Annotated in this window: 13 protein-coding genes; 7 read left to right on the forward strand and 6 right to left on the reverse strand. The window is 55.5% G+C overall.

The genetic code is table 11. The features are described from left to right. Positions 1-11 precede the first annotated feature (11 nt). From C1N64_RS12130 to C1N64_RS12140, 3 genes are read right to left on the reverse strand one after another with little or no spacing between them, the layout of a single operon-like run. Complete coding sequence (locus C1N64_RS12130) at positions 12-1373, reverse strand: aspartate aminotransferase family protein (protein WP_058701983.1); 1362 nt, start codon at positions 1371-1373, stop codon at positions 12-14. A gap of 14 nt (positions 1374-1387) precedes the next feature. Further along, a complete protein-coding gene (locus tag C1N64_RS12135) occupies positions 1388-2437 on the reverse strand; it encodes a phosphotransferase (protein ID WP_367143078.1) in 1050 nt (349 codons plus the stop codon). A gap of 24 nt (positions 2438-2461) precedes the next feature. Continuing rightward, the gene (locus C1N64_RS12140) at positions 2462-3127 is read right to left on the reverse strand and encodes a haloacid dehalogenase type II (protein WP_054633862.1); all 666 of its coding nucleotides are present in this window, start codon (positions 3125-3127) and stop codon (positions 2462-2464) included. A 267-nt stretch (positions 3128-3394) separates the two neighbouring features. Between C1N64_RS12140 and C1N64_RS12145 the strand changes: the two genes are divergently transcribed. Both C1N64_RS12145 and C1N64_RS12150 read left to right on the forward strand, forming a co-directional pair. Then, a complete protein-coding gene (locus C1N64_RS12145) occupies positions 3395-3877 on the forward strand; it encodes a cold-shock protein (RefSeq protein WP_033741260.1) in 483 nt (160 codons plus the stop codon). A 223-nt stretch (positions 3878-4100) separates the two neighbouring features. Continuing rightward, positions 4101-4640 carry a DUF2058 domain-containing protein gene (locus tag C1N64_RS12150; protein ID WP_367143077.1) on the forward strand — a complete coding sequence of 180 codons (540 nt, stop codon included), beginning with the start codon at positions 4101-4103 and terminating at the stop codon, positions 4638-4640. 76 nt (positions 4641-4716) lie between these two features. Here C1N64_RS12150 and C1N64_RS12155 read toward each other — a convergent pair whose 3' ends face one another. Then, positions 4717-5403 (reverse strand): RluA family pseudouridine synthase, encoded by a 687-nt coding sequence (locus tag C1N64_RS12155; RefSeq protein WP_367143076.1) that lies wholly within the window; start codon positions 5401-5403, stop codon positions 4717-4719. Positions 5404-5521: 118 nt separating this feature from the next. Then, positions 5522-5653, reverse strand: a complete 132-nt coding sequence (locus C1N64_RS12160; RefSeq protein ID WP_263758101.1) for a hypothetical protein — start codon at positions 5651-5653, stop codon at positions 5522-5524. 286 nt (positions 5654-5939) lie between these two features. On the opposite strand from C1N64_RS12160, the gene C1N64_RS12165 reads away from it, so the two are divergent. The 3 genes from C1N64_RS12165 (at position 5940) to C1N64_RS12175 (ending at position 8995) form a co-directional block, all read left to right on the forward strand. Then, entirely contained in the window at positions 5940-6614 is a 675-nt protein-coding gene (locus tag C1N64_RS12165) for a hypothetical protein (protein ID WP_241492903.1), read from the forward strand. Between the two features lie 177 nt (positions 6615-6791). Further along, positions 6792-7415, forward strand: coding sequence for a protein phosphatase CheZ (locus C1N64_RS12170; protein ID WP_033741267.1), 624 nt, complete (start codon positions 6792-6794; stop codon positions 7413-7415). 512 nt (positions 7416-7927) lie between these two features. Next, entirely contained in the window at positions 7928-8995 is a 1068-nt protein-coding gene (locus C1N64_RS12175) for a mechanosensitive ion channel family protein (protein WP_033741268.1), read from the forward strand. Positions 8996-9312: 317 nt separating this feature from the next. Here C1N64_RS12175 and C1N64_RS12180 read toward each other — a convergent pair whose 3' ends face one another. After that, on the reverse strand, positions 9313-10857 hold the full coding sequence (locus C1N64_RS12180) for a methyl-accepting chemotaxis protein (protein ID WP_033741269.1): 1545 nt from the start codon (positions 10855-10857) through the stop codon (positions 9313-9315). Between the two features lie 286 nt (positions 10858-11143). Between C1N64_RS12180 and C1N64_RS12185 the strand changes: the two genes are divergently transcribed. Next, the gene (locus tag C1N64_RS12185) at positions 11144-12574 is read left to right on the forward strand and encodes a purine-cytosine permease family protein (RefSeq protein ID WP_205955418.1); all 1431 of its coding nucleotides are present in this window, start codon (positions 11144-11146) and stop codon (positions 12572-12574) included. A 585-nt stretch (positions 12575-13159) separates the two neighbouring features. Beyond that, positions 13160-14704, forward strand: coding sequence for a methyl-accepting chemotaxis protein (locus tag C1N64_RS12190; RefSeq protein ID WP_162285660.1), 1545 nt, complete (start codon positions 13160-13162; stop codon positions 14702-14704). Positions 14705-15014 lie beyond the last annotated feature (310 nt).

Raw genomic sequence — 15014 nt, forward strand, 5'->3', positions numbered from 1 at the left:
GGCGTATTCTCTCAGGTTGAATGGCCCATGCGTGCTGCGGTGGCGTCCGTCAACGCCTGGTCGAGCACGTCGATTATTATTTCCGCCTGTTCGGCCGTCAACACCAGAGGAGGACGGATCTTCAATACGTTATGGCCCATGGCGCAGGCACTCAGCAATACGCCTTTTTGCCGCATCCGGTTCACCACCTGACTGGTCAGCCAGCGGTCGGCTGCGCGGCTCTGCCGATCAGAAACCAGTTCCACGCCGACAAACAGGCCCGCCCCCCGGACATCGCCGATGGCTTCGTGCCGGTGGCTCAGGCCGCGAATGCCTTCCAGCAGCCTGTTCCCGGTTTCACGCGCATGCGCAATCAGTCCCTCTTGCTCAATGGTATCCAGCACCGCCAGGGCCGCCGCGCAGGAAACAGTATTACCGGCAAAGGTATTGAAGTAGCGGGAGCGCTGCCCAAACTCCGCCAGCACGTCGGCTGTGGCCAGTAAACCGGCAACAGGCTGACCGTTGCCCATGGGTTTGCCCAGCGTCACGATATCCGGTCTGAGTCCGTGACGTTGAAAACCCCACATGTTTTCGCCCGTGCGGCCAAAGCCGGGCTGGACTTCATCGGCGATAAACAGGCCGCCAGCCTGCCGGATGGCGTTCACCGCGCCGTGCAGGAAGCCGGTCGGTCCGGGCAGGATCCCGTCGCTGGTAAAGAGTGAATCCACGATCAACGCGGCAGGCTGAATGCCGTGACGTTGCAGATCGGCAATGGCCATTTCCACATCCTGGGTAAAACGTTCGCTCAGATCGACACCGTCGGCGTGATAGGCGCGCGGGGCAGGGACCAGCCGAACATGCGGCCCCAGATCGACGCTTTTGCCCAGCGAGGGTGAGAACTGTGAGACGGCGTCCGTAATGCCATGATAAGCGGTTTCGGTCACAATAATTCCGGTGCCACCGGTCCGGATTTTGGCAATACGAAAGGCCAGATCGTTGGCTTCACTGCCCGTGCAGGTCAGCATCAGGTGAGCCAGGTGGGTTTCAGGTACCGTCGCCAGCAGGCGCTCAGCCAGGGTCAGAATCGTGTCATGCAAATAGCGCGTGTTGGTGGCCAGCGTTTTGACCTGATTGCAGATGGCGTCCGTCACCGCCGGATGGCAGTGCCCCAGCGAGGTCACGTTGTTATACACATCCAGATAGCGGCGCCCTTCGGGATCGAACAGCCAGGCACCCTCACCGCGCACGATGTGCAGAGGATGTTCATACATCAGGCGATAGGCCGGGCCCAGCAACGCATCGCGGCGGTCAATCATCGCCGCGGTCACCGGGTCAACATCGGCCTGCCCGGGGATATAGGCATTAACCATATTCAGGTCGGTGGTGCTTTTCATGGAAGTCTCCCGTATCAGAGTTCGGCCAGCAGGCGATCACGTGCCGTGTCGCGGGACAGGTCTGCCAGCATCGACAGCGCCTCCCAGGCGGCAGGATTGTGACGCATGATGTAAGCGCGGTTATGTGGATAGCGGGCCGCGCGCCATTCGGTAATCAGGACAGTAATCAGATGACGCGTCGCCATCAGGTCGGTGACAATAGCCTGTTCCAGATCGGTGAGCGGCAGGGTTTTGTGGTAGGCACCGACGAACTGTGCAGCCCCTGCGAAGGGATCGTCACAGCCGGTCATCTGAAAGGCCGCGGCAGTGGCCACTTCGCCTACCAGCGGTGCATAGATCATGTCGCCAAAGTCAATGATGCCGGTGAGACGAGCCTGTGCGTCTGGCGCAACCAGCACGTTATACAGGTGATAATCGTTATGGATCACCTGCGCCCGCAGCGAGCCAAGACGCGGCAATACCTGGGTGGTGAAGCGCATCATAAATTTTTCTGCGAGGCGACGCCGTGCCGGATCGATGACTGCCTCCAGTTTGTCCATCAGGCGATGCGCGGCGGAAACATTCCACAGCAGATCGTGGCGGGCGGCCGGATGTGAAAAATCCTGCAACGCCAAATCCAGCCGGCCCAGACAGCACGCCATGGCCCGACGCTGTGCGGGGGTAGGTTGGGTATCCCTGACCTGAGTGCCCTCCAGCCAGCTCAGCATACGAACCAGCGTGGTGCTCCCTGCTGGTAACGTGACAATGTCACATTTCTTGCCCGCTGATGTGCGCACGACGCGCGGTATGGGCAGAGCCGGTGCCACCTCGGCGATATGCTCAAGCGCGGCGATCTGGAAATCGACAATCGCCTTCGCTTCGGCGGGATTACTGATTTTCAGGACAAAACGCGTACCGGTCGGGGTTTCAATGCAGCAGTTCTGGTCGCGTTCGCTTGCCAGGGGCTGCACAACGGTATCCGTCATACCGTACCGCTCTGCCACTAACGCCTGTACGGCAGATAACGACAGCGCAGGCGCGGCGGTATTCAGGGCGACAGCCTGATGTGTCTCAGTTTCAGACATGATGTTTCCCTGCCGTTGAGGAGATCACAGGCCCAGCAGGCCGGGAAGCTGGCGGAAGTCGGTCAGGCGGTTCACACCGTAACCGTCAATGGCCGGCTCATGACCGCGATCGATAAACGCCCTGGCCATAAAGCCCAGATCGCACGCTGTCATCAGGTCATAACGAAAACTGGATGAGCAGTGCATCATCTGTTCGGGGCCGCAGCCCAGTTGGTCGAACATATACTCAAAAATTCGGGCACGCGGCTTGTAGGCCTGGGCTTCTTCGGCGGTATACACCGCATGAAAGGGCGCGCCGAGACGGGTAACGCTGTGCGGAATCAGGTCGATCATGGAATTGGATAAAATAACTAACGGAATATGCTGTGCTATCGTCGTCAGCGTCTCAACCACATGCGGATGAGGTTGCCAGCTGGCCACGGCAGCATAAAGCGTCTGCGCATCGCTTTCCCGATAGACGACGCCATGGGCATGACAGGCGCGCTGAAGCGCATTTTCAATCACCTGGTAAAATGGTTTCCAGGCACCCAGCACCTCATCAAGCCGGTAGAAACGAAAATGCGCCAGGAAAGTCGCCATGTGCGCTTCGCTGACCCGATCGGCATAAATGCCCTTTGCCGTCGGGCCCATTTCGAAATTGATTAGCGTGCCATAGCAATCAAAGCTGATAAATTTTGGCCTGAAAATCATTTGCTTAACCTCTTTCATGTGGATGAAAGAAGTATATCGCGCGACGCAAACACATAATTTCTTATTACCGCGACAAAGAAGGGGTTTTTGCTCAATTGCGGCCGCTTTACGGCATCGGCCCGGGTGGTGGGGAAGATCCTCACTGACGGGGCAGGCTGAAACGGCGGGATCGGACGTAATGATGCCCAAAAACGTAGTGCGTACGGGCATTGTGTTTTACACTGCGCGCTGCAAAAATTAAGGTGATAAACGATTAAACAGGCGACAATGGCGATGAACGGTACAATTACTACTTGGTTTCAGGATAAAGGCTTTGGTTTTATTAAAGATGAAAACGGCGATAACCGTTATTTTCATGTCATCAAAGTTGCCAATCCTGACCTGATTAAAAAAGATGCCTCGGTCACGTTCGAACCTACGACGAATAATAAAGGGCTGTCAGCGTTTGCGGTGAAAGTCCTGCCGGAGAGTAAATACATTTATATTGCGGGTGAGCGCATCAAACTTACCGCGATTAAATCTTACGTTGTTTTCAGTGAAGACGTTCCGGCAGATGCAGGGATTGATAAAGAAAACACGGTGCTGTCGGTGGGAATACTGATGAATAATATCCGACCCAAATCAGCGCAAAAGACGAAAGCGATGCGCACCCTGAAAAAACTGGCGATCACGACCTTTCAGGGCGCAACCTTAATCTTCACGGAAGATGAGATTGATATTGACGCTACCGTCAAAATGCTCAAAGTCTGATGCCTGATAACGCCGCTGGGACGACGGCCTGGCCGACAAGGCGATGCCCACGGAGCGATGTCATGCGCCGCCAGCAGCGCCGTTATGACGACGCGCCGCCTGCCACGCGCCGCAGATCCGCACCTGACCTCGCGCTTTCCGCCTGTCTGCCGACGCAAAAAGGCGGGGCGGTAACGCTTCAGGCTCACTTCTACACCCTAATTTCACCGATGCAGAGACGACAATGACAAAACTCACTCTTCAGGAGCAGTTATTAAAAGCGGGACTGGTAACCAGTAAAAAAATGGACAAGGTCCAGAGAACCGCGAAAAAATCACGCGTGCAGGCGCGCGAAGCGCGAGAAGCCGTAGAAGAAAACAAAAAAGCGCAGATCGAGCGGGACAGGCAGCTCAGCGAAAAGCGTAAACAAGCGGTGCTGGCGAAAGAGTATAAAGCGCAGGTGAAGCAGTTAATTGAAATGAACAGAATCGTCGTGGCAAAAGGTGAGATCGGTTTTAACTTCACGGATAACAACCTGATTAAAAAAATCATGGTCGATAAATCTGTGCAGACCCAACTGATTAACGGTCGCCTGGCCATTGCCCGTCTGATGGCAGAAAACAGCGACGAGCCGCACTACGCGATTATTCCGGCCAGCGTCGCGGATAAGATCGCGCAGCGCGATCCCGACAGCATTGTCTTAAACAGCGCACTCAGTCAGGACGCGCAGGAAGAGGACGATCCTTATGCCGATTTCAAAGTGCCAGACGATTTGATGTGGTAATCCACGCGACATCAGCCGCTTCAGAGCGCCTCCGCCTGGTCGCGGGGGCGCAGAATAACCGCGTGGCGTTTTCCCCCTAAAACGGACTGTCATGACGAGCCTGAATCGCGTCTCCGCTGACAGGATGGGTAAAATGCAGCTCGCTGGCATGCAGCATCAGTCTGGGTGGTCGTGCGCTGTGCGGCGGCAGACCGCCATACCACTCACAGCCTAAAATAGGGTGCCCCAGGTGCTTACAGTGAATACGCAGCTGGTGAGTGCGGCCGGTTTCAGGACGTAACTGCACTCGCGTGACCGGCAGAGACGGCCCGTCATCTGGGACATACGTAAAACGCGCCAACACCTGATAGCGCGAGCGCGCTGGTTTGCCGGTGCGTGCGCAAATCGCCATCAACGGAAACTGCTTCGCAATCGGCGCATCCACTCTTCCCTCATCATGTTCAACGTGGCCGCAAAGTAGCGCGGTATAAACTTTGCTGACGCTTCGCTGACTGAACTGCGCGCACAGGGCGGCATTGATCGCCTTATTACGGGCAATGACCATCAGCCCGGAGGTGCCGAAATCCAGCCGGTGAACCAGGGTACAACCGGGAAAGCGCGCTGCCAGCCGGAAATGGACCGAGTCCTGATTTTTCGGGTGCCTGCCGGACAGGCTCAGCAGCCCGCTGGGTTTGTTAATCAGCAGCAGGTGCGCGTCCTCATAGAGGATCGCGATCGCCTCATGGCAGGGCGGCGCAATAAAATCGTCGAACAGGGCAGACATCAGGCAGCCTCAAAGGGAAGCGGGCGCGGATAGTAACCCATTTTCCACCCGTAGGCGAATCACGCCAGGCGCAGGACAAGCCCGCGCACGCTGCGTTAGTTAATGCCGGTCACAGCGGCTAACGGCTAATAGCCAGCGCGGTGATCGCTGGCGTGCTTACCGGCAGGCCGAACGTCATCAGTTCACTGCGGGGATCTGACCAGATCAGCACGGTTGCGGGCACCGCGCCAGTAAGCTCCGGGCGTGACACGCTGTTCACCGCCTTGTTGCAGGCGGGAACAGACATCACGACAGGGCGCGACAGACCAGGCGCATCCTGCCAGATAACCGGGCCCGCGCCACAACAGGCTGCATTATCTTTCCGTCTTTCCCTGGCGCTGGCAGCGACACAGCCGGTTACGGGGCGTCAAAAAAGGTAATAAAAAATACCTAAAGGTTTTTCATGAATACCCGTTATAGATAAATGCAGTGTGATCATTATAACTGCATAAAAAATAACGATTTAGGGCGACTGAATAAAGGGAATGGCATTCATGATGAACAAAATTTTCGTTACGGGCACGCTGGCTTTACTCTTTCTGACGGGATGTGCGGAGAATAAAAATACGCATTTGATCAAGGCGGAGAACGGCAGTTCACTAACCGTCAACACGATTTTCGCACCTACCGATATGAATAATAATACCTACGCGGATGTTAAACTGCGCCAGGTCACGCCGGCCCGAGCCGGGACAGGAATGGGAATAGCGGTACTGAGTGCCGTGCTGGGGAGCGGCATCAGCACGGGTTCATTTGATAAGAATAACTACAAGGGCAGTGATATTGACAGCATGCCGGAACCCACCGCCGCGTATTTCACGCCCAAAGCCGACGTCAAAATCCAGCAATGGCTGAATAAAAATGGCGGGGGTTATGCTTACACACAACCCTTGTTCATTGCTGCCTCAAAATGGTCGCTGGTGTACACCGATATGTCGTCCGGCAACAGTAACTACGATTTAACGTATCGGGTCCTGTTTTATAAACGTCCGGAAGGCGGCACGATCCTGAGTCCCTATGTGGTTGCGGAATGTGAACCCGCGCATGTCACCGCACCGCTGAATGACTGGACGGCCAACCATTACGCCAAAGTCACGCAGGTGACGCAAAAGATGATGGATGCCTGCCTGCTGGAGCTGGATAATCAACTGCCACGCTTACTGAAAAAATAGTGAGCAGTACGGCCTGTTTTAACCGGCAGGCCGTGCAACAAGCGCCTCAGTCTCCGCTGTAAATCCGCCTCCCAACGTCCTTTATCCGCTGCGCCATAAAGATAATGACCACAGCAATTAATTTTCAGGCCGCGCCTGCCGATAATCTAATCACAACTCTGAACGGAGGGCGTTTCGATGTCTGAACTTAAACTGTCTTTATCTGCGGATGATACGCGCACACTGATCATTCGTGCAGGTTTTATGCTGCGTAATTTACGTAACAGCCTACGTGAACTGGGCTACGATCAAACCCTGTCCGAGGTCGCGGGCGGGATCCCGGATGCCCGCGCGCGTCTGGGCTATGTGGTGACCATGACCGAAAATGCGGCCAGTGAGGTACTGGGCTGCGTGGAGCTGACACAGCCTGCGCAGACAACGCTACAGGATACGGCGGAAAGTCTGCTGGCGCGCTGGAACAGCACGGCTATCACACCGGAAAACGAGGGCGCGGCACGGGCGCTGGCGGAAGAAACGCGCACATGGCTTGGCACAGTGCCGCAGTTAACCGGTTTCACCCGTCAGCAACTTCAGGCGGTGATGATGGCTCAGGGTTTCCAGGACCTGACGGGCCAGATTATCCAGCGCATGACGAAAATGCTGAACGAGCTGGAAGTCCACCTGGTTCAGGTGCTGAGGGATAACGTGCCCGCACAGCCTGTGGCCAAAGTGGCCAGTCCACCGGCTGCTGCACAGCCATCAGAGAGCCCGTCAGCCTCGCAGGATGACGTGGACGATTTGCTCGCCAGCCTGGGACTCTAAGGCTGGACTCGCTCTCTTTAAGACCGATCTCTTCCGGCATACTAAAGGGTTGGCTGCGCCATTCGTCAGGCAGGGGGACGACCTCTCAGCGATACCGCCCACCGGTGCCTTTTCCGCAACACCGACGGCACAGCGGGACAGATTTCTTCTCCCGTTTTGCCAGCCGCACCGCGCATCCTGGCGCGGTACTGTCAACGGCGGCAGTCGCGTATGCCTGCCTGGCCGTCGGCTGTCAGGGCTTGCGCTGACATAAACATCCCCACACAGAACGGCGATCCGCTGCTTCACGAAAGAATAAAAATGCTATAAATAACAGTAAATTGCATTCGGCCTGTCTCAGGCCGTATGCATGCTGGCAGGGCTTTTTTAGCGACAGGTCAGTCAATTGTTAAAAAATTTCATAAACTAATGTGCGCAATGACTTCATTCGTAGATAACCGGGAACACAACGGTTACTGATTTTAGTGACTTATCCGACAACTCAGGTTGCTGACGGACTATAAGGGGAAATGATGCCATTACTTATTGGGGAGTTATCGGGTGCGCCAACATGGATACCTGCTGTATTGCTCGTCACGCTTTCATTTATCGTGGGCTTTCTGGCCCGGTTTATTTTTCTCAGGTTCATCCGCTTCTGGCAGAACCGGGACCGAAAACTGTTCAAATCACTGGAAAAGCACCTGCGCGGTTCGCTGTTTCTGTTTATCCCCTTGGTGTTGATCAATATCGGCATTAACTACATCGATCTGCGTCCTGAAACCGTGGCGTTTATCACCTCCACCGCCAATATCTTTATCATTTTATCGATTTGTTCCATTTTGATTCGGTTGACCAATGTGGCGCAGGATATGCTTTTCATTCGCTACGATATCAATCTGTCGAACAATCTGCGTGCCCGTAAGATTCGCACGCAGTTAATTTATGTGAAAAAAGTGGCCATCGTGATCCTGGTCTCGCTGAGTCTGTCGATGATTTTGCTCAGCTTTCCCGGCGTGCGTAAATTCGGCACGACCATCCTGGCCGGTGCGGGCGTCGCAGGCATCATCATCGGTTTTGCGCTGCAAAAGTCGCTGGTTAACCTGTTTGCCGGTATTCAGATTGCCTTTACCCAGCCGATCAAAATTGATGACGCTGTTGTGGTGGAAAAAGAGTGGGGCTGGATAGAGGAGATCAATCTGACGTATGTGGTCGTGCGTATCTGGGATCTCCGTCGGCTGGTGCTGCCGATTACCTATTTCACGGAAAACGCCTTCCAGAACTGGACGCGCAACAACGCGCAAATCCTGGGCTCGGTGTTTCTGTATGTGGATTACTCCCTGCCGCTTGAGCCGCTGCGCCAGCATTTCGAGAAAGTGCTCAGTGAAACCAAACTCTGGGATCAGCAAACCCAGGTGCTTCAGGTCACCGACACCTCTGAAAAAACCATGACAATCAGATTATTAATGACGGCACAAAATTCGCCCACCGCCTGGGATTTGCGCTGCTACGTGCGGGAAAAAATGATCGAATTTATTCAGCAGAACTACCCGCAGAGCCTGCCGCATGTCAGGGCAACGCTGACTGAGACGGACTCGCGCTGACGCCAGGGGTTCTCACGTCTGTATTGAGGCAGGAGGCTGGCTCACCCGTGTGGGGCAAACGGGCGTGGGGCAAGGAAAGTGTGGCGTTAAGCCACAGGCGGGCGCGACGTCTGGACTGCATTGACACGCCGGTCTCAGGGACGGTCAGAGGCACCGCTGCGTGCGGGGCGGTGGCGTTCCTGGCGGACAGCGTGATTGAGCAAGATAACTGCCGCTGTCGACAGTCCGCCAGGGACAGGCTTTGTCGTGACGACGCCCACCTGTTCCTGGCGGTGTGTACCGAATTTATTGCTCTCTGGCGGCGGTTGCCGCCTTTTTTACACCTGGAATGCCGCGACCATGCCGCGCAGCGCATGCGCCTGTTCCGACAGTGAGCGTGACGCCGAAGACGATTCTTCAACCAGTGCGGCATTGTTCTGCGTCACGCCATCCATCTGGCTCACCGCGATACTGACCTGCGAAATGCCCTGCATCTGTTCGGAGGAGGCCAGAGAGATATTATCCATGGCGTCAGCCAGTTCGCCGACCATTCCAACGATTTTCAGGATGCTCTGACCGGTTGAGGAGGCAACCGTCACGCCGCTTTCCACCTGTTCAACGGCCTGTTCTATCAGCGTTTTAATGTCACGTGCTGCCGTAGCGCTGCGCTGGGCCAGCGTGCGCACTTCGCCTGCGACCACGGCGAAACCGCGTCCTTCCTCGCCGGCACGGGCCGCCTCAACAGCCGCGTTCAGGGCCAGGATGTTGGTCTGAAAGGCAATGCTTTCGATCACGGCGGTGATGTCGCGCACTTTAGTGGCGCTGACCGAAATGTCATGCATGGTGTGCGTCATGCGCTGCACGTCAGATTCGCCCGTGCGGGCAAGCTGTGCGGTTTCACGTGCCGAATCGGCCGTCTGCTGTGCACCGGCCGTATTGCTTTTCACCGTGGCCGTCAGCTGCTCCATGCTGGCAGCCGTCTCCTGCAAAGCCGCCGCCTGCTGTTCGGTACGTGAGGACAGTTCGGTATTGCCCTGCGCGATTTCATCGGCAGCCAGCGCAACGGAGGCCGAAGCCTCTTTAATCTGGGAAACCAGCGCACGGAGCCTGGCTTGCATGACGTCAAGGGAGGCCAGCAGGCTGGTGGTGTCCTTGCGGCGCAGTGACACGGTGGCGGTCAGATCGCCGGCTGCGATGGAGGCGGCCAGCGCCTGCGCCTGTGCCGGTTCACCGCCCAGTTGGCGCATCAGCACGCTTATAGTGACCGCACAGGCACCGACCGCGACAATCACAGAAGCGGTGGCCAGTAGCATCAGAATCAGCGAGGCGCGGGCAGTAGAATGGCTGTTTTGTTGCACAGCAGCCTGGCTGTTTTTCTCCTGAATCTCTGTCATATCGCGCAGAGCATTCAGTAACTTAGTCTGAACAGGACGCACGTCCTTTAACAGATAGTCCGTGGTTTCTTTATCAAGATTGGCCAGCCCGAGCCTGGTTGCCTGATCCAGGGCGGCAAACGTTGGTCCTTCGCTGTCGGTAATTCTTTTGAAAGCCTCACGACCCGCCGGCGTAGAGTCGGTTGCCAGGATAGCGCCGAGCGCCTGACGGTTAGCAATAAAGAGCGCTTTCTGTTTCTGAATCCGCGTGACTTCAGGCTGCATCGCCTGGGTGTCGCTGAGCAGCGCGATATTCCTGACGGCAATGCCCATATCTCTGACTTCACCGTACATGGATTGCGCTAACTGATACTTTTTCATCTTGATGTTGACGGTATCGTCCATGCCTTCACGGGCATGATGCAGGGCCTGTTGGGCGATCCCGGTGCACAGGATGAACAAAAGAATAAGCAGGCCAAAACCTGCAATAAGGCGTGTGGATATTTTCATTATTGTCTCATTATGTAGGTTAAATTTGCTGTGTTTGCGTTCGTAGCAAAAAGGACATTACTTTTTACGGCTACGTTTAAATCGTATCAGAAATAAGCAGTTTTGCTTTTTCGTGCGCACATTTTGCCGAACAGGCCTCATCACATTTTCCAATGACGCATGGCCTTGTCACTTCAGCGTGAGCATGACACTATCCTTGCCTGTCTATACATGTACTGTCACCCTGCGTTGGCGTCCGCCGGACGTAAACAGCAACGCACCCCATACACTGCCCAGTGAGGAAATGATGCCAGCCGAAACATCTGCAGCAGGTTATTCAGGCGTTGAGAAACCGCGCCTCTCTGAAAGCCGTTCCATTGATTACATCCCACTGCGGGAGCGACATGGTCATCCTTTTAGCCAGTTCACACTGTGGTTTGGCGGAAATCTGCAAATCACCGCGATAGTTACGGGTGCGCTGGCGGTGGTGTTGGGGGGCGATGTGGTCTGGTCACTGGTGGGATTACTGGTCGGACAGATCCTGGGCGCAGGCATTATGTCATTACATGCGGTTCAGGGGCCGCGCCTGGGTTTACCGCAAATGATCACCAGCCGCATGCAGTTCGGCGTCTATGGGGCGGTCATTCCGCTGCTGCTGGTATGCATGATGTACGTCGGTTTTTCGGCCAGCGGTACCGTGCTGGCCGGTCAGGCGCTGGCTAAGCTGGTGCATGTCAGCAATGCGACGGGGATGATCCTGTTTAGCGCGATAATCATCGTCATTGCGGTGCTGGGTTACCGGGTGATCCATCAGCTTGGCAAACTGGCCAGCCTTGTTGGTGTACTGGCTTTTGCTTATCTGTTTATCACATTGGTGGTAACGCATGACTTAACGCCTGTCTGGCAGAATCAGCACTTCACGCTGGCTCATTTCCTGTTGGCGGTGTCGCTCTCCTCCTCATGGCAGATCGCATTTTGCCCTTATGTCTCCGACTATTCGCGCTATTTGCCTGCGAATGTCTCCGCGAAAACGTTGTTCTGGTCAGTGTTTTTCGGCACCGTAACGGGGACGCAGGCGTCCATGACGCTGGGTGTGATTGTCGCGGCGCTGGCCGGAAAGGCGTTTGCGGGCAATGAGGTTGGCTATATTGTCAGCCTGGGCAGTACGCCCACGATGGCGATGGTGATCTATTTCGCTATCTGCTTCGGCAAAATCACGTTCACCACCCTGAACGCTTACGGCAGTTTTATGGCACTGACCACTATTGTCTCGGGTTTCCGCCAGCAATCCGCAATGGGTCGGGGTGCACGCATTCTGTTTGTGGTCCTGATGGTCAGTGTGGCCTGTGTGATTGCATTGCTGAGTGAACCTGCTTTTCTGAAAACGTTCACCCATTTTCTGCTGTTTTTACTGGCGTTTTTCGTGCCATGGAGCGCGATTAGCCTGATCGATTTTTATGTGATCACCCAGGGCAAAGTGGATATTCCTGCGCTGTCACAGCCAGACGGACGTTATGGCCGCTGGAACAGGGTGGGGATTACCGTTTATGTCCTGGGTGTGCTGGTACAACTGCCGTTTATCGACAATCCACTTCACCATGGTTCACTCACCTGGCTGTTTGCCGGTAACGATGTGTCGTGGTGTATTGGCTGGTGTATCACGGCACTGCTGTGGTGGATGGCCCGCCGCTGGGATCGCCGGGGCACACCCGTCCATTCAGTCTCCCCGGCAGAATAGCCGTTGCCATGCTTTCTGGCGGCAGGTAAGACGGGTTAACGGGGGAATGGAACAGCGGTTTACGGCATCTTCCCCGTCTCAACAACGGACAACATCGCGTCACAGGCATTTCCGAAAGGGACCCGATGAATCATCCTGACCGTGTCGATGTTCATCGCAAACCGGGCACAGAACCGCCTCCGCCCGTACAGAATTCATGAGGTTACGCCTGGCCTGCGGGCGTTGCCGTCAACGTAACACACTGCTGTTCACAGAAGCGGGAGATCGCATACGAACAGCATGATCCCCCTGTGTCGGGAGGTGTCTGATACGCCGCATTTTATCGTGACATGTTTACTAACAATATTCTGAAAAAAGAGTTTTCGCCCTCCCAGCCGCGCCATGCGCGACTTTGCCGTATTGGCTTTGCTTTCTGTCCCCTCTGTCCCACCCGAATTCCATTTTGTCATCTATATAGATTTCCCTGTCAGCCGTTACTGACAGGTGAAGGAAACACACATTTTCATTTGCAGAGATCTTTCCGGCAAATGTATTCAGCAAAACCGGACTACACACAGCAGTAGCAACATTATCGGGGAAAACACCATGAAAATTGCCACACGTCTCGCTGCAGGCTTCAGTCTGCTCATCCTGCTTTTTGTGCTCTGCACAGGCATTGCGCTTCACGCACTCTGGCAGGCACGGGACGACATGGATAATGCCGTCAACAATAAAATGTATCGGTACAATCTGATCCAGGATATGCGCAGTGCTGCCCGGGATATGTCCGTTGCGGTAAGAAATATTGCCTTACTGAGCGATGCAAAAGAGAAGCAAACCGAGTGGGAGCGGGTGCAGAACCAGAAAGCGAACTACCTGGCGAAACGCGAAAAACTGGTCAGCAGCATGTCGCAGAATGTATCAGCCGAAGGGAAAAATGCCCTGGAGAACCTGCTCGCTAAAGATGACCAGGCGCTGAACCTGATCACCATGGCAGGCCAGAAGGCGATGCAAAGCGACCAGGCGGCCACAATTGATTACCTGCTGAAAACGGTACGGCCGGTACAGCGGAAAATGCTGGACGCCCTGGATCGGCTTTCCGAGATTCAGATGGAGGTGAGTCAAAAAACGGTTTCTGATGCCAGAGAGTCAGCGTCACGTACGGCCAGTCTGATGGCGATAATGGTCTTTTTGTCTCTGGTTGTTGCTGTGATGGCCTGCGTTATCATTATCCGTACGCTGATGCGCCAGCTGGGCGGCGAACCGGCGCAGGCACAGGCGCTGGCAGCATCGATTGCGTCCGGAAATTTAACGTCACCTGTCACACTTCGTCGCAACGACACGACCAGCCTGCTGGCTTCCCTTCATGTCATGCAGGCCAACCTGCGCAACATGGTCGCGAATATCCGGGATACGTCGAACGCTGTCGCGTTAGCCGCCGATGAAATTTCTAAGGGGAATGCCGAGCTTTCTTCCCGCACCGAACAGCAGGCGGCAGCTTTACAGGAAACGGCCGCCAGCATGGAGCAGCTGACGGCCACGGTGAAAAGCAACACCAGCGGCGCACGGCAGACCGCCGAATCTGCCCGCGAAACCGCCCGTCTTGCCCGAGGCGGCGAAGAGGATGTGCAGCGGATGGTCGATACCATGCAGGACATATCCATGAGCGCAACGAAAGTGCGTGATATTACGACCGTCATTGAAGGCATCGCTTTCCAGACCAATATTCTGGCGCTCAATGCTGCGGTTGAAGCGGCACGCGCAGGCGAAGAGGGCCGGGGATTTGCGGTAGTGGCCGGTGAAGTCAGAACGCTTGCGCAGCGCAGCGCTACGGCTGCGCGCGATATCAAACTGCTGATTGAAGAGGCGGTAGGTCAGGTAGAAAACGGCACCACGGTGGCGTCTACGACCGGACAGAGCATTGTCAACATTGTGGGGAGGGTGAACGAGCTGGCTGAGGCTATGGATAATATTTCTCTGGCTTCCTCTGAGCAAATGCAGGGCATTTCGCAGGTCAGCATCGCGGTGAGCCAGATGGATGGCGTAACGCAGAACAATGCAGCCCTGGTCGAGGAGTCATCATCTGCCTCCCATTCGTTGTCAGAACAGGCGCATGCGCTGCGTAACATGGTGGAGGCATTTCAGGTCTGACAGATCACCGCCCGCCGGGCTATCCGGGCGCGCGGTGCAGTAACCGGATGAACCCTGTTATCTGACGCAACGTCATGAATGTTGAGGGGGATATTCTCACTGTCTCAGCTTACAGCGAGTCACTATCAGCATGACACGGGTGACTAACAGGATGCGCCTGGCTGCGAAAATCAACGCCCGGTGAGGCGCAGCCCCTGTCAGGGCTTTCTGATGCGCGCTGACCGGCTGATGGCGAAAGCCGCCTGTGAGACACTTTTCTGTTAACGTAAATATGTCCCGCGCCTGCGTCGTAAAAAAATAACCTCATGTT

It is taken from the genome of Pantoea sp. SGAir0215 (genome assembly GCF_043543215.1).